Raw genomic sequence first — 18,613 nt, 5'->3', positions numbered from 1 at the left:
CCTCGTCTTAAGCCTAGTTAGAGCTGGGCAGTGTGGCAGGAGCCTCGGCGCCGAGCTTTTTACCAAAGGCCTCGAGCAGGCGGCTCGCCACGAGCGTCAGGATCAGGTAAACCACGAGCGCCACGCAGTAGACCTCCATCTGGCGGTAGTACACGCCGGCGACGGTGGTGGTGGCGTACATGAGGTCGAACACGCCGATGACCGAGAGCACCGACGAATCCTTGATGTTGATGATGAGCTCGTTGGTGAGTGCCGGAATCGCGTTTTTAATGCCCTGGGGGAACACGACCTTGCGCATAGCCTGCCACTGCGACAGGCCCAGCGAGCGTGCTGCCTCGGCCTGGCCGGGATCGATGGACTCGATGCCGCCGCGCAGGACCTCCATCATGTAGGCGGTGGAGTTGAGCGAGATGGTAACGAGGCCGGCGGTGAAGGTGCTCCAAATCTGGTTGGCCTGGGCGGTCTCGAAGCCCATGCCGCGCAAAACGGTGAAGCCCGCGTAATAGATGAGCAGGCCCTGGACCATCATGGGCGTGCCGCGCACGATGGTGGAGTAGATGGTCGCAAAGCCGCGGCCGATACTCTTGAAGAAGCGCACCAGGTCGTTATCCACGCGGTCGAACGTCTGAATACGCAGGAACACGAAGAGCAGCGCCAGGAAGAATGCGATGACGGTGCCGAAGGTCGCAAGCGCGATGGTGATCTCGATACCGCGGATGAAGAAGTCGCCGCTCTTGTAGGTCATGTAGACCAGGCTCGACAAAAAGTCGCTGGGGTTGGAATCCGAGACGATGCTCACCTGCACCAGGTCGATAAACGACATGACGCAGCGATCCACGAAAAAGATCGCCGCGATGGCGACCACGACATAGCTGCCCAAGCGCGCGCCGCGACGGAAGCGCTCGGAAGCAAACGGCGACTTTTCGCGATAGTCGCTCCAATGCATGAGCTTGGTGACGAGCGCCGCCGCCGACACGATAATCCAGGCCCAAAGAATTGCCCAGAGGCAGTCCTGGAAGATACCGGTGGGGGCCAAGAAGCTCAGCGGCGTGGGGTTGCGCTGGCTAAACGCCAGGCCGAGCGCCGCGATAACGCTCGTGCCCAGGTATACATAACGGTGGTCTGCCTTGATAAAGGAGGCCAGGCGATTGATGGTTTTCATGCTGCCTCCCTATGCCGGCTGACGATCGAGGCACGCGTCCCACATTTGGTCGCGCTCCTCTTGGCTAATGCCCTTGAGCGTCTTGTCGATGAGCTTAAGCAGCTTGTCCGAGCCCTTGCGGCAGCCGACATTTGCCGTGACCTCCTGCTTAAAGCCCTCGCCCTCGGCAAATTGAATCGGCACGATACCCGGGTTTTGGGCCATATAGCCCTTCTCGTTCTCAGTGTTGTAGGTCACGGCGTCGCACGTGCCCTGCAGCAGATTCGAAAACACCGTGGGGACCGAATCGACCGGGTTTTTGTGCACAACGCCCGGGATCTCGTCAATGACAGTGTCGAGCATGGTGTCCTTTTGGCCGAGCACCGTGGCACCGCTGAAGTCGCTGAGCTTGGTGGCGTTCTGGTAGGGCGAGCCCTCTTTTACGAACAGGCCAAAGTAGCCAATGAAGTACGGGTCGGAAAAGCCGACGGACTCCTCGCGTTCGGGCGTGGCGCTCATGCCGGCAATGATGAGGTCGATCTGACCGTTGTTGAGCGAATCGATAAGGCCCGAGAAGCTCTGCTTGACGGCGACGGGCTCGCCGCCGAGAGCCTTGCAGACGATCTTGGCGATCTGCACGTCGTAGCCATCGGCATAGGCGCCCTGCACGTTGTCGATGGGGATCGTGAACTCGCTGGCCTCGGAAACCTGCCAGTTGTACGGGGCGTAGGCCGCCTCCATGCCGATGCGGATCTTGTCCTTGCCGATCACGGAATCGGACAGGTCGTCGCGACCGCCGCCCGTCGTGGGCTGAACTACTTCCAGCGTGGAGGGGCGCTGGCAACCGGAAAGTGCGCCGGCGACAACGGTAGCGCTCGCAGCGAGAGCGCTACCCAAGAAGATGCGACGGCTGCACACCAGCTGTGGATGCGCGTCGCGTTGATGGGGAGAATGCATAATCTGCCTTCCCTGTTGAATTGTATGCTGACGACTTAACAGGATATACGCCAGCGACCAGTAGCGCAGCACAAGCTCGAAAAATTAATAGACACGCGGTAGTCATTGGGAACGTCGATGTTTTGGCAATGCCAGCGAGCGCCGCCCAGAGCGAACAAGTTGGCATGAAAAAGGCACGGCATAGACCTTCTGGTCATGCCGTGCCTTTTGAATGACAAATTGTCGCTCTGGGTGGCGCGCAGCGTCGACCGGCCCGCCGTTCGTCAGAACGGCGGAACCTAAGGGCGCAGCGTCGACCGGCCCGCCGTTCGTCAGAACGGTGGAACCTCTAGAGCAGGGTGACGCTAAAGGAACGGGTGTCGGTAGCGCCCGGCGCCAGCGTAATGGTGTTGACCTTGTGCTCAAAGACGTCGTCCTCGGTGTCCATGGTGGTGTGACCAGTCCAGGGCTCGAGCGCCACAAACGGGGCGTCGTTGGCGGCAGACCACACGCCGATGTACTTAAAGCCCTCAAAGTCGATCTTGACGCCGTGGCCCGACTTGCGACCGCGCAGCGTGAGCGTGGAGCCCGGGGTATCGGTGAACATGATGGCGTCGTTATCGAAGCTGCGGTGCGTGATGGGCAGCACGTCCGAGTTATCGGGAGCCTTGTAGCTACCCTCGAACGTCATAAGGCCATCGGGCGTGATGATGGGGGCCTCGTTGGTCCAAGCCTCGGTAAACGCCAGCTCGTAATCCTCGAACGCCTCGTCCTCGGCACCGGGGGCGGGCACGTTAAATGCGGGGTGGCCGCCCACCGAGAACGGCAGGTCCACGTCGCCGGTATTGGTGACGGCAAAGGTCTGGGTAAGCGTGGCGTCACCAGTCAGGGCATAGGTCATGTTGAGCTTAAAGTGGAACGGGAACGCCTTGAGCGACTCGGGCGTGTCGGTGATCTCGTACGTTACCGAGGAGCCGTCCTCCGACACCTCGACGATCTTGTGCTCCACGATACGCGCGATGCCGTGGCGAGCCATCTCGCAGGTGCCGGCCGCAGACGTCGCCGTGTTGTTGCGCAGCGATCCCACGATGGGGAACAGGATGGGCGCGTGCTTGCCCCAAAAGGCCGGGTCGCCCTGCCACAGATACTCGTTGCCGTTAAGGGCAAGGCTCGTGAGCTGGGCGCCCATGGAATCGATGGCCGCGGTGAGGCCGCCGCGCTTGATGGTAGTGACGGTGGACATGCTACTTCCTCCAATGGTAAACAACGGTGCCAAGGGCTATTGTCCCACTCTTGGCGGCGGGGTTGATCGGCAGGCGCAGTTATTGAGCAATAGCGTAAAGGTCAAACCCGCCCTGCGGCGTGCTATCGACCGTGTCGGGAGCCTGTGAATTAAAACTCACCGGAACCATGCGCTTTGAGGCGCGGTAACGCGTGCCGTCGGTGGCGACGGGCGGCTCATCGACCGTGAGCTCGTAGTCGCCGGGTTTGAGCTCGATGCCGTCACCTTCGGAATTGACGTATTGATACTCGTCGATTGCTTGTCCCTTGAGTGTGCGGCCCACGATATGGACGAGCATTTGGCTGTCGCCGCGCGTGGTATCCCACGCCGCGCCATCCTTAACCTCGACCGACACATGCACCGAGCGCGTGCGGCTGAGCGATTGCTCGACGGACATCTCGACCTTGGCGGCGTCTTTTCGCTGTTGTTCAACATGGCTCCAGACGTTTCCAATTACCGAGCATGCGATAACGCCGGCCATGAAGGCGATAAGGATGGGGCCGAGCGGCGAGCGACGTCCTGCATCTTCCTCGCGAGACAGATTGGGGCGACGTGTGGGTGCGGGCGCCTGAGCGCCCTGCGAGGGCACGTCGAGAATGCTGAAGGATGCCGTGCTGTCGGGGTCGATAGTGTGACGCGGCTGCGGGGTCTTTGCCGGCGAGATTGACATGTCGGCCGGCTCGCCGAGCGTGGCCGTAGCGTCGGCCTTGGCCTCGTCTGCCTCGGCCTGGGCCCAGGCTTGTTCAAAGGTCAGGGGCTCGACGGGGTCGAGGGCGGCATCCGAGTCGGCGGCAGCATCATTGCCGGTCTCAGCCTTGTCGCTCGACACGTCACGCGGCGCGGGCTCGTTCCACCCCTCATCCGGAGCCTCGCCCTCGCTATACCACCACTCATAGTTATCGATATCCATACGGGGCGCCCCCTTGGCCTCGCAAATAAACACTTGCTAGCCTTATACCCCCAGATGACACGGGAGCTCGCCGGCACAGACAGGAAAAGCGTCACAACATTCGACGCTTTTCCTCGTTTTCGAGATTTTCATCGAATGTTGTGACGGTTTGGGCGGCAGCCATGCCGCGAATGTGACAAAGGGACTGTCCCTTTGTCACATCTGGAGGGTAACGGGGATTTGGATGCAGCAAAAGTCCTCTTGGTGGGACTCGTCGTAGCTCGTGGTATCGAGGTAGCAAAAGTCGAAAGCGTTGCCAACGGGCTGGAGCGCGTGCTCGTCCATGCAGGCAACGATGGCGCGGATGCCCTCGGGCTCGTACGGCATACCCCAGCGGCTCATGCACAGGTATGTGCCCTCGGGCAGCACCTCGATGCCGATCTCTGCCAGCTCGGCGGGATCGCTCGGCAGCAGTTCCTCGACACCGCGCGGCAGCACGGCAAAGGAGCCCGCGCCGGCGATAGGGTCGTCGGAATGCAGCGCCTCGCGACGCAGCATGGCGCCCCAACCGCGCATGGGGCGCGTGCCCGTCAACGTACGCATGCGCAGGATTGCCCGCATGAGCGTAGGGTGCAGCATCGAGCGGCCGCGCTCGATATCGCCCGGAAACTCCTCAAAGACCACGTAGCGACGCTCGAATTGCTTGAGCTCCGGCTTGCCCTCGCGCTCGCGCCAGTAAACCGCCTCGTCGTAAAAGCTTAGACGCTCCTGTACGCTCGCGCGCTCGGCTTTGAGCCCGGCAATCTGCTCATCGAGCGCCTGCACCCGCGAGCGCAGGTGATCGGTCATCTCGCCAATGTCGAACGTCGAGGTCAGGCGGTCAATCTCGTCGAGTTCGAGCCCCAGGTCGCGCAGCATGCAGATCAGACGCATGAGCGGAATCTGCGTGGGCGAATAGAAGCGGTAGCCTTTTTCGTTGACCACGGCGGGCTTAAACAGGCCGATCTTGTCGTAGTAGATGAGCGTTTGGCGCGAAACATTAAACAAGCTCGCCATCTCGCTAATCGCATACATGCCCGTCTGCATAGATCCTCCTGACACATCCTTTTAGCGCACAAAGCCCGCCGCCCACAGGGGCAGCGGGCTCAAACACTACTCGTATCCTACCCTAAAGACGCCTATGACCAGCGCTTATAGTTTGCACATGACACGCCGACGGCCTCGAGCGCCTTGGCGGCGATGTGATGCACCGCGTCGTCGAGCGTGGCGGGGCCGTTGTAAAACGTGAGCATGGGCGGCATGAGCATGACGCCCGGTACGCGTGCAAGGCGCGCCATGTTGTCGACATGAATGGCGCTGAAGGGCGTCTCGCGCACCATGAGCACCAGGCGGCGCTGCTCTTTCATCTGCACGTCGGCCGCGCGCAACAACAGGTTTTCGCTGTAGCCGCTCGCAATGCCGGCGAGCGTCTTCATGGAGCAGGGTGCCACGATCATGCCATCGACCGGATAGGTGCCGCTTGCGATGGCGGCGCCGATGTTCTTGTTGTCGTAGACCACATCGGCGTGCGCGACAAACTCGTCGAGCGTCATGCCGAGCTCCTGCTCGATGGTGATCTCTCCCCCGCGCGTGACGACAAGCGCCGACTCGGCGCCGGCCTGGCGCAGGCATTTGAGGCACTCAAGGCCCAGCGCGGCACCGCTGGCGCCCGAAACGCCAACGACGATGCGACGGGGACGGACAGAAGACTCAGGCATGACAACTCCTAACAACAAAATGGCAGCTATAGGTCGGGCAATGTCAGCGAGCGCGCGTCTGGCGAGGCAAGGTGCCCCGAAACAAGAAGGCATAGGGCTTATGCCCATGCCTTCGCAGTTGAGGGGCAGATTGCCCGCCAGGCGCGGGCGCAGCGTCGAGTGGTCCGACGTTCGGTAGAACGCCGGAACCTTAGAAAGCAATCTCCCTAGCCCACTTGTCCTTGTCGATCTCCATGAACTGCGAGCGGATGAAGTTCTTTTTGAGGTCGAACGGAACCGTGCAGTCGAAGATGGCCTTGCAGGCGATGCCATGCTCGCGAATCGAAGGATCGAACGCGGGGTCGTTGGACGGGTCGAGCACGTGGCAGTGACAGCCGGGGATGGTGATGAGGTCCACGTCAGCCTGGAAGCGCGTGGTCATGGCCCACATCACGTCGCTCATGTCGAAGATGTCGACGTCCTCGTCAACAAGGATCACATGCTTGAGCTCGGAGAATGCCGAGAAGGCGAGCATGGCGGCGTTGCGCTGACGGCCCTCGTCATTTTTGCTCGACTTCTTAAACTGCATGATGGCAACGAACTTGCCGCCGCCGCAGGGGGCAGCGTGGACGTTGAGCAGGCGACCCGGGATAGCGGTCTCGACCATCTTGTAGATGGAGGCCTCGGTGGGGATGCCCGCCATGGAAACGTGCTCGTGCGAAGGGCCGATGCAGCTCTCCATGATGGGATTGACGCGCGTGGTGACGGCGGTGATCTTGATCACCGGGCATGCCTTGGCGCCGCCGGTGTAGCCGGGGAACTCGGGCATGGCGTAGCCGTGACCGTTGACGTCCTCGTTGATGGTCTCGTCGTGCATGAGGTAGCCCTCGAGCACGTACTCGGCATTGGCGATGCACTTCTGCGGAACGGTAACGCAGTCGGCAAGCTCGACGGCGTGGCCGCGCAGGGCGCCGGCAATCTGCAGCTCGTTGAAGCCGAGCGGCGTGGTGGGAGCCTCGAAGCCGCAGCACATGTACACGGCAGGGTCCAGACCGATGGAGATGGAGATGGGCATGTCCTCGCCGCGCTGGCAGTACTCGTCAAAGAACGCACCCAGGTGACGGCTGCCCGGAGTGATCCACATGGCGAGCTTGTCCTTGTCGACGCAGGAGAAGCGGTGGATGGTCACGTCGGACTGGGAGCCGTCGGGGCTCGTGCCGTAGGCGAGGCCCATGGTGATGTAGGGGCCGCCGTCGATGGGCGTGTTGGTGGGAGCGGGAACAATCTTGCGCAGGTCAAAGCCCTCGTCGGTCGCCTTGTACACGACCTCCTGGCAGTCAATGTGCGCACCCTCGGCGATCTGCTTAGGCGCGATCAGGTTCTCGAAGCGTTTACCGATCTCGAGGCCCAGGTGCTCCTCGTCCAGGTCGAGCAGGGCGGCAACGCGCTTGCGGCTGGCAAGCATGCCGATGCAGACCTTGGCATCGTCAAAGCCCTTGACGTTGTTGAAGACCATCGCCGGACCCTCTTTGGTCGGACGCATAACGGTGCCGCCGGCGCCGACGTGACGATAGACACCCGAGACCTCGGCGTCCGGATCGACCTGGGTGTCGGTCTCGAGCAGCTGGCCCGGCATCTCGCGCAAAAAGTCGAGTGCGGAGCGCAGGTCGTGGATCTGGGAAGCATCGGTAGTGGACATAGCGTGCTCCTTTCGGGAGAGTGCCCGGCGGCGGGAGTGCCGCCGGGCTGGGGGACGTAGTGGGGCCACGGCGCTCATAGATGGGGCGGTCGGGCACTCGCAGTTCAAGCACTCGGCTAATTACAGCCAAGCACTCGACCGTTTACATCAGGCCAAAGAGGTGGAACCAGGCGGCCTCGACCAGCACGACGATAAAGACGACCGCAGTGAGGGGAATGCCCATGCGCATGGCCTCTTTGGAGGTGTAGCCGCCGGCGTCCTTGCCTTCGCCGATAAGGATCGGCAGGTTATGGAACGGCAGGATGTAGTGGATGTTGATGGACGTGAAGACGATGAGCGCCACGGCGAGCGGGCTCACGCTGGAGCCGGCCGCAAAGCTGATGAACGCCGGCACGCACACGCCGAGCACGGCCATGACCGAGCCCATGAACATGTGGATGATCATGGAGAGCGCGGCGACGAGCAGGGCGAACAGGAAGATGTTCTCGGGCACGGAGCTGGGAAGCACGACGTCGGCGATCCAGGCGTTCATGCCGGTGGCACCGCCCACGGAACCCACGGCCATGGCGGCCGTTAGGAACATGAGGGACTTGATGTCGACAGCGTTCCAGCTGGCGGGGGTGAGGACCTCGCCGATGATGGGCATGGCGAGAGCGACGCCAATGGCCAGGGTGACCCAGCCGATGTAATCGCCCGAGACGGTGAGCCACAGCGCGATGGCGATGACAAGCCACACGATGGTGCGGATCTCCTTGACGGAGAGCTTGCCGAGCGCGGCCTGCTTGGCCACGATCTGCTCGCGATCGTAGACGAGCTCCTTGCTGGGCTTAAAGAGGAAGAGACCCAAGAACAGGGTGCACAGCAGCGCGACCAGCATAGGCACGCTCATGTACAGGAACCAGTCGACAAAGGACGGGCTCATGCCGCCGGCCTCGGCGCTGTACTGCGCAACGAGCGGGTTGAGCGTGGAGTCGCCCGTCAGGAAGAACATGGAACCCGGGGCGGCAGCGGCAAACACGAGGAAGCCGAGCTTGCCGCGGTCGTCGTCACCGTAGCCGGCGGACTCGGCGATGACCGAGACGACGGCGAGGATAAGGAAGGCACGGGGGAACGGATGCGGGATCAGCAGCGACAGCACAAAGGTGAGCGCGAAGATCGAGATGATGAGCGACTTGGCATCGCGCACGAACTTGAGCATAAACGCATAGGCGATGCGCTCGCCCAGGCCCGACTCCTTGACCGCACTGGCGATGAGGTAGGCGCCGATGACGAGCCACATGGTGGCTTTGGTCCACGAGCTAAACGTGAAGGCGACCGTCGCCGAGATACTCGCGGCGCCCGTGTCGTCCACGCACACCTTAAACAGAACGAGCAGCGCGCAGTAGAGCAGACCCACAAAGCCCGGCTGTGCCACGCCACACGCCCAGAACACCACCGTGGCGAGCGTCAACGCCAGACAGGTCTGACCGCCGACCGTAAGCTCGACCGTCGAGCTCAGCTCCGCCAAAGGAAGAAACTTCACCAGCAAAAAGACAACGATACCCAGCACAAAGCCAATTTCGCGCTTGGTGATCTTAAACGCCTTCTTTTCCGCTTCCATCTCCCCACCTTTCTTATTGGGGGCGCTCCGGATTCGCAGCCACGTTGCCACTTAAAAGGGGCGCCCGTTATCGGACACCTCTTACGTTGCGCTGTGTTGTGGCAATACAGTCAAGCGGGATTTTTTGGATGGGAAGCGATCCCCTGGACAAAAACCGTCACAACATTCGACGCTTTTCCTCGATTTCGAGATTTTCATCGAATGTTGTGACGGTTTGGACGCGACAGAGGGACTGTCCCTTTGTCACATAGCGAGGGCCGTACGGATGGATGGGTCGCTGAGGGCCTCGCGAAGCCAGGGGGCCAGCTGCTCGGGGCGACCCTGCAGGTAGCCTTTGAGCTCGGACGGGGCCACGCGGCGCACCTCCGAGATCTCCTCTTGGTTGATATGCAGCTCGCCGGGCTCAACATGGGCAAGGTAGACCTCGCACCATTCGCACTCGCAGCGGCCGTCGCCGTGGTCCTCGCGGTACGCCACGTGTCCGAGGTGCTCGAGCTGATCTGGCTCGCGCGCAATGCCGAGCTCTTCGTTGATGCGACGCGCCGTGGCGACCGCGACGTCTTCCCCGGGGAGCGGATGGCCGGCGCAGCCATCGGCCAGCACTCCGCCCCACAGGCGTTTGAGCGGACTGCGGCGACAGAGCAGCAGGCGCGCGTCTTCGCCCCGGCCCTCGACCAAAAGCGTCAGAAATGCCTGATGCAGGATGCCCTCGCCGGTATGAGCCTCGATGCGGTCGACGGGGCCAAGCGCCTTTCCGGCCGCGGCATCGACCGCCACGACCTCGGCGCCCGCGCCGCCCTCATCCCAGCCGGCGCGCAGAATGCGGGCTGCGGCCTCCTCGAGCGCGGCGATGAGCTCCTTGGTGGTGTCGAGCACGCGCTGCAAGTCGTCGCCGCTCGCCCGCTCGACATGAAAACCCGTGCTTGCAACGACCGGCACGCCAAAGCGCGTGGCCAGCGCCGCCGCGATATCGTGCGCCGGGATCTCGTCTCGATGGCACGGAACGGCCAGGATGCTCACCGTCGCCGTGCGGCCGGGCTCGGGGCGCGGAATGGCCTGCGCCGTGGCGCCCAGGTGTGCGAACTCCGGCGAGCAGGCGTACACCGCCATGCCTCGCGGCGTCACCGTCAACTGGGCCTCGAGCGCAAATTTGCCCTCGCCCACTGCAACCTTTGTCGTGTGCATACCCATGGGATCTCCTGTCGCCCGCGATGTACCTGAGACCATCTTCGCCTGTATTGCGACTATACAGGCAAGCGCAACCTGCGACAAAGGGGGCAGGCACCTGACACATTCTGTTAGAGTTGCAGGGATTGAATCCCGCTTATTCATGCGACATTGGAGTGACAACCTTGACCGCCGTAACCACGCCTGAAAGTAAGCCAACCGCCGCCGCGCTCTCCCCCGCGCACACCAAGCTCTGCCTGGCGCTGCTCGTGCTGTTGGGATTCTCGCTCGGCTGCTCCGAGTTCGTGGTCATCGGTATCGAGAGCGACTTGGCGACGGAACTCGGCGTATCACTTGCCACCGCAGGCCAGCTCATCAGCGTGTTCGCACTCGTCTACGCTATCGCTACGCCGGTGCTTGCGCTTAGCACGGGGCAGTTCCGCCGCTACCAGCTGCTCGTGTGCTACAGCATCGTCTTTGTGCTCGGCAACCTGGTCATGGCGTTGGCGCCCAACTTCCGGGTACTGTTTATCTCGCGCATTGTCCTGGGCTCTGTCTCGGGTGCGCTGCTCGCCGTGGGTGTGACGTACATCCCCGAGCTGCTGTCCCCACAGCAAACTTCGCTTGCCATCTCGGTGGTATATGGTGCGTTTTCCGTGGCAATGGTCTTTGTCACTTCGATCGGCAAGTTTGTGGCCGACACGCTCGACTGGCACGTTGCCATGTACGGCACGCTGGCCTTTGCCGTTCTGATCTGCGGAGCGCTCGTGGCATTTATGCCGCGCGCCGGGCAAACCGACGAGCCTGCCACCTTTCGCGAGCAGGCGGGTCTGCTACGCGAGCCGAGCATCATCACTGGCATGCTCATCTTTTTGTTTGGCGTGGGCTCGGTCTATGTGTTCTACGGCTACGTGACGCCTTATCTTGAGCAGGTGCTGGGCATGGGCACCGTTCAAGCCAGCACCACGCTCATGGCCTACGGCGTGTTCTGCCTGATCTCGAACATCTTGGGCGGATGGATCGACGCGCGTTTTGGCATGAAGGCACTGCTGGTTACGTTTGTGCTGCAGGCTGTGGCGTTACTCGGGCTGTTTGCTGTGGGCGGTACCATGCCGCTCGCGCTGGTCTTTGTCTTTAGCTTGGCGCTGCTCATGTACCTGTTCTCGGTGTCGTGCATCACGCACTTTATGGACGTAGCGCGCAGCCGCCATCCCAAGTCGATGGTGCTCGCAAGTTCGGTTGAGCCCATGGCGTTTAACGTCGGCATTTCGTTTGGCACCGCAGTGGGCGGTGCCGTGGTAAGCAGCGTTGGCATTGCCTACGTTGGCGCCGTGGGAGCCGCGTTCTCGCTTGTGGCCTGGGCGCTTACGCTGGTGACGATTAAGTTGGCTCGCTGGGAGCGCAAGCGGACGAGGGCGTAGGCGTAGGCGTAGGCGTAGATGCGATACTCGAACTCGATGATGACGATCGAAAGGAAACCGCATATGCAACGTGTACTGTTTATCTGTCACGGCAACATCTGCCGCTCGACGATGGCCGAGTCGGTGTTTACCGAGCTCGTGCGCCGCGCCGGGCGCGAGGCGGAGTTTGTCATCGATTCCGCCGCGACCTCAACTGAGGAGATTGGCAACCCGCCGCACCACGGTACCGTTGCCAAGCTACGCGAGGTCGGAATTCCCGTCGTCGCACATCGCGCACGTCAGGTGCGTCGCGCGGAGTATGGCGACTGGGACCACATTGTCTATATGGACGACGAGAACGCCCGCGGCCTGTACCGTATCTTTGGCAAGGACCCCGACGGCAAGATTACGCGCTTGCTCGATTGGACCGAGCGCCCCGGCGACGTGGCAGACCCCTGGTACACCGGCAATTTCGATGCCACCTACCGCGACGTGCTCGACGGTTGCACCGCTATGCTCGAGCAGCTGTAGGTTCGCGGGCGCACGAACCGCGCAAACCGTGCCATCGGCATAAATCGAGCGTGGATTTTCTCCCACTTTGAGCGTTCGAGTGCGCTCTAAACGGGAGAAAATCCACGCTCATTATCTCGGCGGGAGAAAATCCTCGCTCGGTTACTCGTCGACGATCTCGGCAAGCCAGACGTTCAGCGTATCGACCTCGGGGCAGCAGAACTTTGCCGTACCAGGCTCGTTGCCAGGCACGGTTCCGCCGTAGCGCAGGATATCGATATAGGGAAAGCCCACGTGGCAGGCCATGGCGCACATCTTGCCGCGGTCTCGGTCGAAGTCAAAGACGTCGCCCGGCTTGTGACCATGGTGGCAGCGACACGCACCCAGCTGGTCCACGCAGCTCACGCGGATACGCGGACGCTTGCCCCGCGGCGCGCCGAGCGGCTTGCTCTCGCCCGCAGGCTTGGCGCCGCCCTCGCCAGCGTTACTCATGGTCAATCACATCCAGGCAGGCCTCGATGGGAAGGCCGGCCGACTTGTCCTCTTGGTCGGCATTGCGCTCGATAAGCTCAGCCACCACACGCATGGCATCGAACGTCGCGCGCTGCAGACTCCAGCCTGCCATAACGCGGCCGACGAGCACCGCCGAGAACGTGTCGCCCGTGCCCGGGAAATAGACCGGAATGAGCTCAAAGGGAATCGTAAAGTACTCCCCCGCCACATGGTCGTAACCGATAACCGCGTTCGTGCCATTGACTACGGCGCTCGTAATGACCACCGACTTGGCACCCAGCTCACGCACGGCGTCCACAAGGGCGCGGGCCTCATCGGGCGTAAGTTCCTCGGCAATAGGCCTATCGGCAAGCAGGCAGGCCTCGGTGTAGTTGGGAACCGCGTAATCGGCGCACTCGAGCAGGTGCCTCATGAGACCGATCGTGGACTCGGGCACGCCCGCATAGAGCTTGCCGTTGTCGCCCATGATGGGGTCGACGAACACCTTGGTGCCCTTTTGCGCACGGCGGTGGCAAAAGTCCGAGATGATGCGTGTCTCTTCCTCGGTCACGATAAAGCCGGTCGAGATAGCGTCGAACTCAAAGCCGAGCTCCTCCCAGATAGCGAGGCTTTGGCGCACATACTCGGTGGTGTCGTGGATGTAGAACTTGGGGTAGTTGAGCGTGTCGGAAACGAGCGCCGTCGGCAGGTTATGGATACGGTAGCCCATGTGCGACAGCACCGGCAGCATGGCGGAAAGCGCGACCTTGCCGTAGCCGCACATATCGTTAATCAGCAGCAGCTGAGTATTCTTCATGAGGGTCTCCCTTGTTTCGGGCACAGCGCAGCAGCGCCACAGTGCGACTAAGTGTAGCGCAGGAGGCGTTGTGGGCGGAGGCGAGCGGTACGAAGGGCAAATTGTTGCGGAAAGGTTTCGGAAATGGGGGCTGTTTGCTCCATAGCGGCCTAGTTGATGCTACTCATATAGCGCCATTTCAAAACTATGCCTATTTACTACGTTTAACCGCCCGCCTCCAACCACAGCGAATTTCTCTCCAACAAAACCGCAGGTAGATAGCTTGCGTTTTTTCAGAAACAGCTGTTGTGGTCAGCGATGCTGGATTCATCGTAGTAATTAGGCATAGTTTTTGGCAAGGCCGCTTCGAAAGGCATCATCGCAGCCCAAAACGATACCTTTTCCTTCGTCCCCAAGGGATCAGATTGCCGCTTAGGAGCGTTTGCAGCGTCGAGCGGTTACGGCGTTTGGTAAAACGCCGTAACTTAATAAGTTTGGTACCTTGACATTTATTTCTTGCACTCCTAAATTAGTTAGGCACAAAACAATTGCACTACCTAACTAAAGAAAGGAGCGACACCATGTGCGATGACCACATCGGCCTCTGCCCCCACACGCCGGGCGGCGACCCCCATGAACCCGCAGATGCGCCCGCGGCACAGTCCCAATCAGACGCGCTCGCCAAGCACATCCTAAACGGGCTGGGCTTCTGCGGCCACTTTCTGCACTTTCACGGCGGCGGCGCCTCGGGAAAGGCCCCCATCGTCTGCTTGCTCGCCAAGCAGCCAAACGGCGAGATGTCACAGCAGGAACTAGGCCTGCACTTTGATCTTAAGCCCGGTTCGCTTTCCGAGATTCTCTCCAAGATCGAATGCGCCGGCCTTATCGAGCGCAGCCGCAATCCCAAAGACCGGCGGCAGCTCACCATTCGCCTGACCGAAGCGGGATGGGAAAAGGCCCACGTAGAGCAGGCGGCCCGCATTCGCTTTAGAGAGCAGGCCTTTAGCGCGCTCACCCATGACGAGCGCGAGGACCTCGCCGAAATGCTCGATAAAATCCGCGTAACCTGGGAGGAACTGGATGATTAAAACCCTCATGGGAAGCATCCGCGACTATATGAAAGTCACCGTTGCCACGCCGTTGCTCGTGCTTGGCGAGGTGCTCTGCGAGATGCTGATTCCATTTATCACCGCCAACCTGATCGACGCCATCAAAGACGGCGCCACCGTAGCCGAGATGCTTCCCACCGCAGGCTTTTTGGTGCTCATCGCGCTGACGTCGCTTGCTTTTGGCGCCGCGGCCGGCGTCACCTGCAGCCATGCGAGCTGCGGGTTCGCCAAGAACCTGCGTCACGACCTGTTCTACAAGATCCAGACGTTCAGCTTTGCCAACATCGATGAGTTCTCGAGCTCCTCGCTCGTCACGCGCCTGACCACCGATATCAACAACGTGCAGCAGGCCTTTATGATGATCATCCGTATCGCCGTGCGCGCGCCGCTGGTATTGATCTTCGCCTTTACCATGGCGTTTATCATGGGCGGCAGCGTCGCCATGGTCTACCTGGTCATCATTCCGCTGCTGGGCTTTGGACTGTTCTTTATCATCTTTAAGGTGCGCCCCATCTTCTCGCGCGTGTTCCACAAGTACGATGCCCTTAACGAGTCCGTCGAGGAAAACGTCACCGGCATGCGCGTGGTCAAGAGCTATGTGCGCGAAGACTTTGAGAAGGAGAAGTTCGCGACCGCCGCGCGCGACGTCCAGATGGACTTCACCCGCGCCGAGAAGCTGCTCGCCTTTAACAACCCCATGATGAACATCTGCGTCAACGGCGCGTTTGTCGTCATCATCTATCTGGGCTCCAAGCTCATCATCACGAGCCAGGGCACGCTATTCGACGTGGGCCAGCTCTCCTCGACCTTTACCTATGGTTTCCAGATTCTCATGAGCCTGATGCAGCTGTCGATGATCTTTGTCATGGTGACCATGGCCGACGAATCGGCACACCGCATTGCCGAGGTGCTGGCCGCCGAGCCCACGATCGCCGATCCTGCCGAGCCCGTGCTCGAGGTTGCCGACGGTTCCATCGACTTTGACCACGTGAGCTTTAAGTATTCCAAGCATGCGAAGCGCCAGGCGCTCGATGACATCGACCTGCACATTAAGAGCGGCGAGACCATCGGCATCATCGGCGGCACCGGCTCGGCCAAGTCCACGCTCGTCAACCTCATCGCCCGCCTGTACGACGCCACCGAAGGCACCGTGCGCGTGGGCGGCATGGACGTGCGCGACTACGACCTGGACACGCTGCGTCACCAGGTCGCCATGGTGCTGCAGAAAAACGTGCTGTTTAGCGGCACCATCGCCGAGAACCTGCGTTGGGGCGACCCGAACGCCACCGACGAGGAAGTCCGCGAGGCAGCGCATCTGGCCTGCGCCGACGAATTTGTCGACGGTTTCCCCAAGGGCTACGACACCTGGATCGAACAGGGCGGCTCTAATGTTTCGGGCGGTCAGAAGCAGCGCCTGTGCATTGCACGCGCCCTGTTGCGTCGCCCCAAGATCTTGATCCTGGACGACTCCACCAGCGCCGTCGACACCAAGACTGACGCCAAGATTCGCGCAGGCCTGGCAAGCTATCTGCCCAACACGACCAAGCTCATCATCGCCCAGCGCATCAGCTCCGTGCAGGACGCAGACCGCATCATTGTCATGGAGGGCGGCCGCATCGCACAGATCGGCAACCACGAAGAGCTGCTCAAGACGAGCGAGATCTACCGCGAGACCTTTACCTCGCAAAACAAGATGTCTGCCGAAGGTACGCAAGACGCCGACGACGTCTCTGGCGACGCGAACACGGCGGCAGACAACACCGACATGACCGCAACACAAGCTCAGACCCAGGAAGGAGGCGAGGCACATGAGTAAGGCAACGACCGCCGAGCGCGCGCTCAACCGCAAGGGCGGCACCATGTCGCGCCTCATCAAGACGCTCTTTGGCTTCTATCCCGTGCTTTTGCCCCTTGTCGTCGCCGGCGTGGTGCTCTGCGCCATCATCAACTCCATCGGCGCGACCTTCCTGCAGAGCGCCCTGCAAATTATTAGCGAATCGTGGCAGTCGGGCGATTGGGAAGCCGCACAGCCCAAGATTCTGCAGCTCGTGACCACCCTCGCCTGCATCTACGGCGTCGGTGTCCTGTCCTCGCTCTTCTGGAACCGCGCCATGGCTATCGTCACGCAAGGCTCGCTCGAGAAGCTGCGCGAGATGATGTTCAACCGCATGCAGGACCTGCCGATCCGCTACTTCGACACGCACCAGCGCGGCGATATCATGAGCCACTACACCAACGACATCGACACGCTGCGTCAGATGATCAGCCAGTCGCTGCCCAACCTGCTCATGACGATCATCATCATCGTCACGGTGTTCTTTATCATGCTGTACTACAGCGTGTGGATGTGCCTGGTCATCATCGCCGGCGTCGCCTTTATGACCTTTATGACCAAGCTGCTCGGCTCCAACTCCGCGCGCTTCTTCATTGCACAGCAGACCGAGCTCGGCGTGGTCGAGGGCCATATCGAGGAGGTCATGAACGGCCAGAAGGTCGTCAAGGCGTTCTGCCACGAGTCTGCCGCCGAGGCCGATTTTGACGAGCGCAACGAAAAGCTCTTCGAGGTCTCCCAGAAGGCCAACATGTACGCCAACATCCTCATGCCCATCCTTATGAACCTGGGCAACCTGCTCTACGTGCTGGTCGCACTGGCGGGCGGCATTTTCCTGGCACTGGGCGTGCCCAACCTGAGCATCTCGGGCATGGCGCTGTCCATCGCCGTCGTGGTGCCGTTCCTCAACATGACCAAGCAGTTCTGCGGACAGATCGGCCAGATCTCACAGCAGATCAACGCCGTGGTCATGGGCCTCGCCGGCGCCGACCGCATCTTTGAGCTTATCGACGAGGAGCCCGAAGCCGACGAAGGCTATGTGACGCTCGTCAACGCGCAGGTCAACCCCGATACCTGGCAGCTCGAGGAGGCTGACCACCACACCGGCATGTGGGCGTGGAAACATCCGCACCGCGCAACCGGCGAGATCGAGTACGTGCCGCTGCGCGGCGACCTGGTTATGGACAACGTCGACTTTGGCTACACGCCCGACCACGAGGTGCTGCACGGCGTGTCCGTGTTTGCCAAGCCGGGCCAGAAGGTCGCGTTTGTCGGCGCCACCGGTGCCGGCAAGACGACCATCACCAACCTCATCAACCGCTTCTATGACATCGCCGACGGCAAGATTCGCTACGACGGCATCAACGTCAACAAGATCCGCAAGGCCGACCTGCGCCGAAGCCTGGGCGTCGTGCTGCAGGACGTGAACCTGTTCACCGGCACCGTGATGGACAACATCCGCTACGGCAACCTGGACGCCACCGACGAGGAGTGCATTGCGGCGGCCAAGCTCGCGGGCGCGGACGACTTTATCACCCGCCTGCCCGACGGCTACGACACCATGCTCACCGGCAACGGCGCCCAGCTGTCGCAGGGCCAGCGCCAGCTGATTTCGATCGCCCGCGCTGCCGTCGCCGATCCGCCGGCAATGATTCTGGACGAGGCCACGAGCTCCATCGACACCCGCACCGAGGCTATCGTGCAAGCGGGCATGGACAAGCTCATGGAGGGCCGCACGACGTTTGTCATCGCGCACCGCCTGTCCACCGTGCGCAACTCCGACGCGATCATCTGTCTGGATCACGGCCGCATCATCGAGCGCGGCAACCACGACGAGCTAATCGCCAAGCGCGGGTACTACTACCAGCTGTATACGGGTGCGTTTGAGCTCGAGTAGGCTTGGCCACTGACGGAGGGTTCCCCGGGGGCGGCGGGGTAATTCCTCCGTGCTCAAACATTCTCGCTGCGCTGCGAAACTGCGCGCGGAGGAAATACCCCGCCGCCCCCGGGGAACCCTCCTGCGCG

The 18,613-nt window shown here is 61.5% G+C and carries 16 protein-coding genes; 5 read left to right on the top strand and 11 right to left on the bottom strand.

Annotated features, from left to right (window positions below; translation table 11 throughout):
- Window positions 1-13: 13 nt before the first annotated feature.
- From ACESSC_RS05890 to ACESSC_RS05850, 9 genes are all read right to left on the bottom strand, one after another.
- On the bottom strand, window positions 14-1,162 hold the full coding sequence (locus ACESSC_RS05890) for an amino acid ABC transporter permease (protein ID WP_373161859.1): 1,149 nt from the start codon (window positions 1,160-1,162) through the stop codon (window positions 14-16).
- 9 nt (window positions 1,163-1,171) lie between these two features.
- Window positions 1,172-2,098: a transporter substrate-binding domain-containing protein gene (locus ACESSC_RS05885; protein ID WP_373161857.1), complete on the bottom strand. Its 927-nt coding sequence runs from the start codon at window positions 2,096-2,098 to the stop codon at window positions 1,172-1,174.
- A gap of 328 nt (window positions 2,099-2,426) precedes the next feature.
- Window positions 2,427-3,320, bottom strand: coding sequence for an aldose 1-epimerase family protein (locus ACESSC_RS05880; RefSeq protein WP_373161854.1), 894 nt, complete (start codon window positions 3,318-3,320; stop codon window positions 2,427-2,429).
- Between the two features lie 79 nt (window positions 3,321-3,399).
- Entirely contained in the window at window positions 3,400-4,269 is an 870-nt protein-coding gene (locus tag ACESSC_RS05875) for a hypothetical protein (protein WP_373161852.1), read from the bottom strand.
- A gap of 195 nt (window positions 4,270-4,464) precedes the next feature.
- Window positions 4,465-5,334 (bottom strand): MerR family transcriptional regulator, encoded by an 870-nt coding sequence (locus ACESSC_RS05870; RefSeq protein ID WP_118206212.1) that lies wholly within the window; start codon window positions 5,332-5,334, stop codon window positions 4,465-4,467.
- 92 nt (window positions 5,335-5,426) lie between these two features.
- Window positions 5,427-6,005 carry a UbiX family flavin prenyltransferase gene (locus ACESSC_RS05865; protein ID WP_271807183.1) on the bottom strand — a complete coding sequence of 193 codons (579 nt, stop codon included), beginning with the start codon at window positions 6,003-6,005 and terminating at the stop codon, window positions 5,427-5,429.
- 190 nt (window positions 6,006-6,195) lie between these two features.
- Window positions 6,196-7,683: a UbiD family decarboxylase gene (locus ACESSC_RS05860; RefSeq protein ID WP_373161849.1), complete on the bottom strand. Its 1,488-nt coding sequence runs from the start codon at window positions 7,681-7,683 to the stop codon at window positions 6,196-6,198.
- A gap of 142 nt (window positions 7,684-7,825) precedes the next feature.
- The gene (locus ACESSC_RS05855; RefSeq protein ID WP_373161846.1) at window positions 7,826-9,283 is read right to left on the bottom strand and encodes an SLC13 family permease; all 1,458 of its coding nucleotides are present in this window, start codon (window positions 9,281-9,283) and stop codon (window positions 7,826-7,828) included.
- Window positions 9,284-9,526: 243 nt separating this feature from the next.
- The gene (locus tag ACESSC_RS05850; RefSeq protein WP_373161844.1) at window positions 9,527-10,468 is read right to left on the bottom strand and encodes an isopentenyl-diphosphate Delta-isomerase; all 942 of its coding nucleotides are present in this window, start codon (window positions 10,466-10,468) and stop codon (window positions 9,527-9,529) included.
- A 158-nt stretch (window positions 10,469-10,626) separates the two neighbouring features.
- Between ACESSC_RS05850 and ACESSC_RS05845 the strand changes: the two genes are divergently transcribed.
- A complete protein-coding gene (locus tag ACESSC_RS05845) occupies window positions 10,627-11,871 on the top strand; it encodes an MFS transporter (RefSeq protein WP_373161842.1) in 1,245 nt (414 codons plus the stop codon).
- Window positions 11,872-11,934: 63 nt separating this feature from the next.
- Window positions 11,935-12,381, top strand: coding sequence for a low molecular weight protein-tyrosine-phosphatase (locus ACESSC_RS05840; protein ID WP_373161839.1), 447 nt, complete (start codon window positions 11,935-11,937; stop codon window positions 12,379-12,381).
- Between the two features lie 141 nt (window positions 12,382-12,522).
- Here ACESSC_RS05840 and ACESSC_RS05835 read toward each other — a convergent pair whose 3' ends face one another.
- Both ACESSC_RS05835 and ACESSC_RS05830 read right to left on the bottom strand, forming a co-directional pair.
- Window positions 12,523-12,852, bottom strand: a complete 330-nt coding sequence (locus tag ACESSC_RS05835; RefSeq protein WP_373161837.1) for a TIGR04076 family protein — start codon at window positions 12,850-12,852, stop codon at window positions 12,523-12,525.
- Window positions 12,845-13,669, bottom strand: coding sequence for a PfkB family carbohydrate kinase (locus tag ACESSC_RS05830; protein ID WP_373161835.1), 825 nt, complete (start codon window positions 13,667-13,669; stop codon window positions 12,845-12,847). The genes ACESSC_RS05835 and ACESSC_RS05830 overlap by 8 nt, the downstream gene beginning before the upstream one ends.
- A gap of 560 nt (window positions 13,670-14,229) precedes the next feature.
- On the opposite strand from ACESSC_RS05830, the gene ACESSC_RS05825 reads away from it, so the two are divergent.
- The 3 genes from ACESSC_RS05825 to ACESSC_RS05815 are packed head-to-tail and all read left to right on the top strand — an operon-like array spanning window position 14,230 to window position 18,485.
- The gene (locus tag ACESSC_RS05825; protein WP_117655367.1) at window positions 14,230-14,736 is read left to right on the top strand and encodes a MarR family winged helix-turn-helix transcriptional regulator; all 507 of its coding nucleotides are present in this window, start codon (window positions 14,230-14,232) and stop codon (window positions 14,734-14,736) included.
- A complete protein-coding gene (locus ACESSC_RS05820; protein ID WP_373161833.1) occupies window positions 14,729-16,573 on the top strand; it encodes an ABC transporter ATP-binding protein in 1,845 nt (614 codons plus the stop codon). Before ACESSC_RS05825 ends, ACESSC_RS05820 begins: the two co-directional genes overlap by 8 nt.
- Complete coding sequence (locus tag ACESSC_RS05815) at window positions 16,566-18,485, top strand: ABC transporter ATP-binding protein (protein WP_118273517.1); 1,920 nt, start codon at window positions 16,566-16,568, stop codon at window positions 18,483-18,485. The genes ACESSC_RS05820 and ACESSC_RS05815 overlap by 8 nt, the downstream gene beginning before the upstream one ends.
- Window positions 18,486-18,613 lie beyond the last annotated feature (128 nt).

Source organism: Collinsella aerofaciens (assembly GCF_964243765.1).
GTDB classification, from domain to species: Bacteria; Actinomycetota; Coriobacteriia; order Coriobacteriales; family Coriobacteriaceae; genus Collinsella; species Collinsella aerofaciens_BU.
Note: the sequence above shows the minus strand (reverse complement) of the source record. Positions and strands in the feature narration are given on the sequence as shown.

Bases quoted from the DNA above. Each gene is read 5' to 3' on its own strand.
- ACESSC_RS05835 (WP_373161837.1), bottom strand. From the start codon at position 12,852: ATGAGTAACGCTGGCGAGGGCGGCGCCAAGCCTGCGGGCGAGAGCAAG.
- ACESSC_RS05840 (WP_373161839.1), top strand. From the start codon at position 11,935: ATGCAACGTGTACTGTTTATCTGTCACGGCAACATCTGCCGCTCGACG.
- ACESSC_RS05865 (WP_271807183.1), bottom strand. From the start codon at position 6,005: ATGCCTGAGTCTTCTGTCCGTCCCCGTCGCATCGTCGTTGGCGTTTCG.
- ACESSC_RS05825 (WP_117655367.1), top strand. From the start codon at position 14,230: ATGTGCGATGACCACATCGGCCTCTGCCCCCACACGCCGGGCGGCGAC.
- ACESSC_RS05820 (WP_373161833.1), top strand. From the start codon at position 14,729: ATGATTAAAACCCTCATGGGAAGCATCCGCGACTATATGAAAGTCACC.
- ACESSC_RS05890 (WP_373161859.1), bottom strand. From the start codon at position 1,162: ATGAAAACCATCAATCGCCTGGCCTCCTTTATCAAGGCAGACCACCGT.
- ACESSC_RS05870 (WP_118206212.1), bottom strand. From the start codon at position 5,334: ATGCAGACGGGCATGTATGCGATTAGCGAGATGGCGAGCTTGTTTAAT.
- ACESSC_RS05875 (WP_373161852.1), bottom strand. From the start codon at position 4,269: ATGGATATCGATAACTATGAGTGGTGGTATAGCGAGGGCGAGGCTCCG.
- ACESSC_RS05885 (WP_373161857.1), bottom strand. From the start codon at position 2,098: ATGCATTCTCCCCATCAACGCGACGCGCATCCACAGCTGGTGTGCAGC.
- ACESSC_RS05830 (WP_373161835.1), bottom strand. From the start codon at position 13,669: ATGAAGAATACTCAGCTGCTGCTGATTAACGATATGTGCGGCTACGGC.
- ACESSC_RS05880 (WP_373161854.1), bottom strand. From the start codon at position 3,320: ATGTCCACCGTCACTACCATCAAGCGCGGCGGCCTCACCGCGGCCATC.
- ACESSC_RS05815 (WP_118273517.1), top strand. From the start codon at position 16,566: ATGAGTAAGGCAACGACCGCCGAGCGCGCGCTCAACCGCAAGGGCGGC.
- ACESSC_RS05855 (WP_373161846.1), bottom strand. From the start codon at position 9,283: ATGGAAGCGGAAAAGAAGGCGTTTAAGATCACCAAGCGCGAAATTGGC.
- ACESSC_RS05860 (WP_373161849.1), bottom strand. From the start codon at position 7,683: ATGTCCACTACCGATGCTTCCCAGATCCACGACCTGCGCTCCGCACTC.
- ACESSC_RS05850 (WP_373161844.1), bottom strand. From the start codon at position 10,468: ATGCACACGACAAAGGTTGCAGTGGGCGAGGGCAAATTTGCGCTCGAG.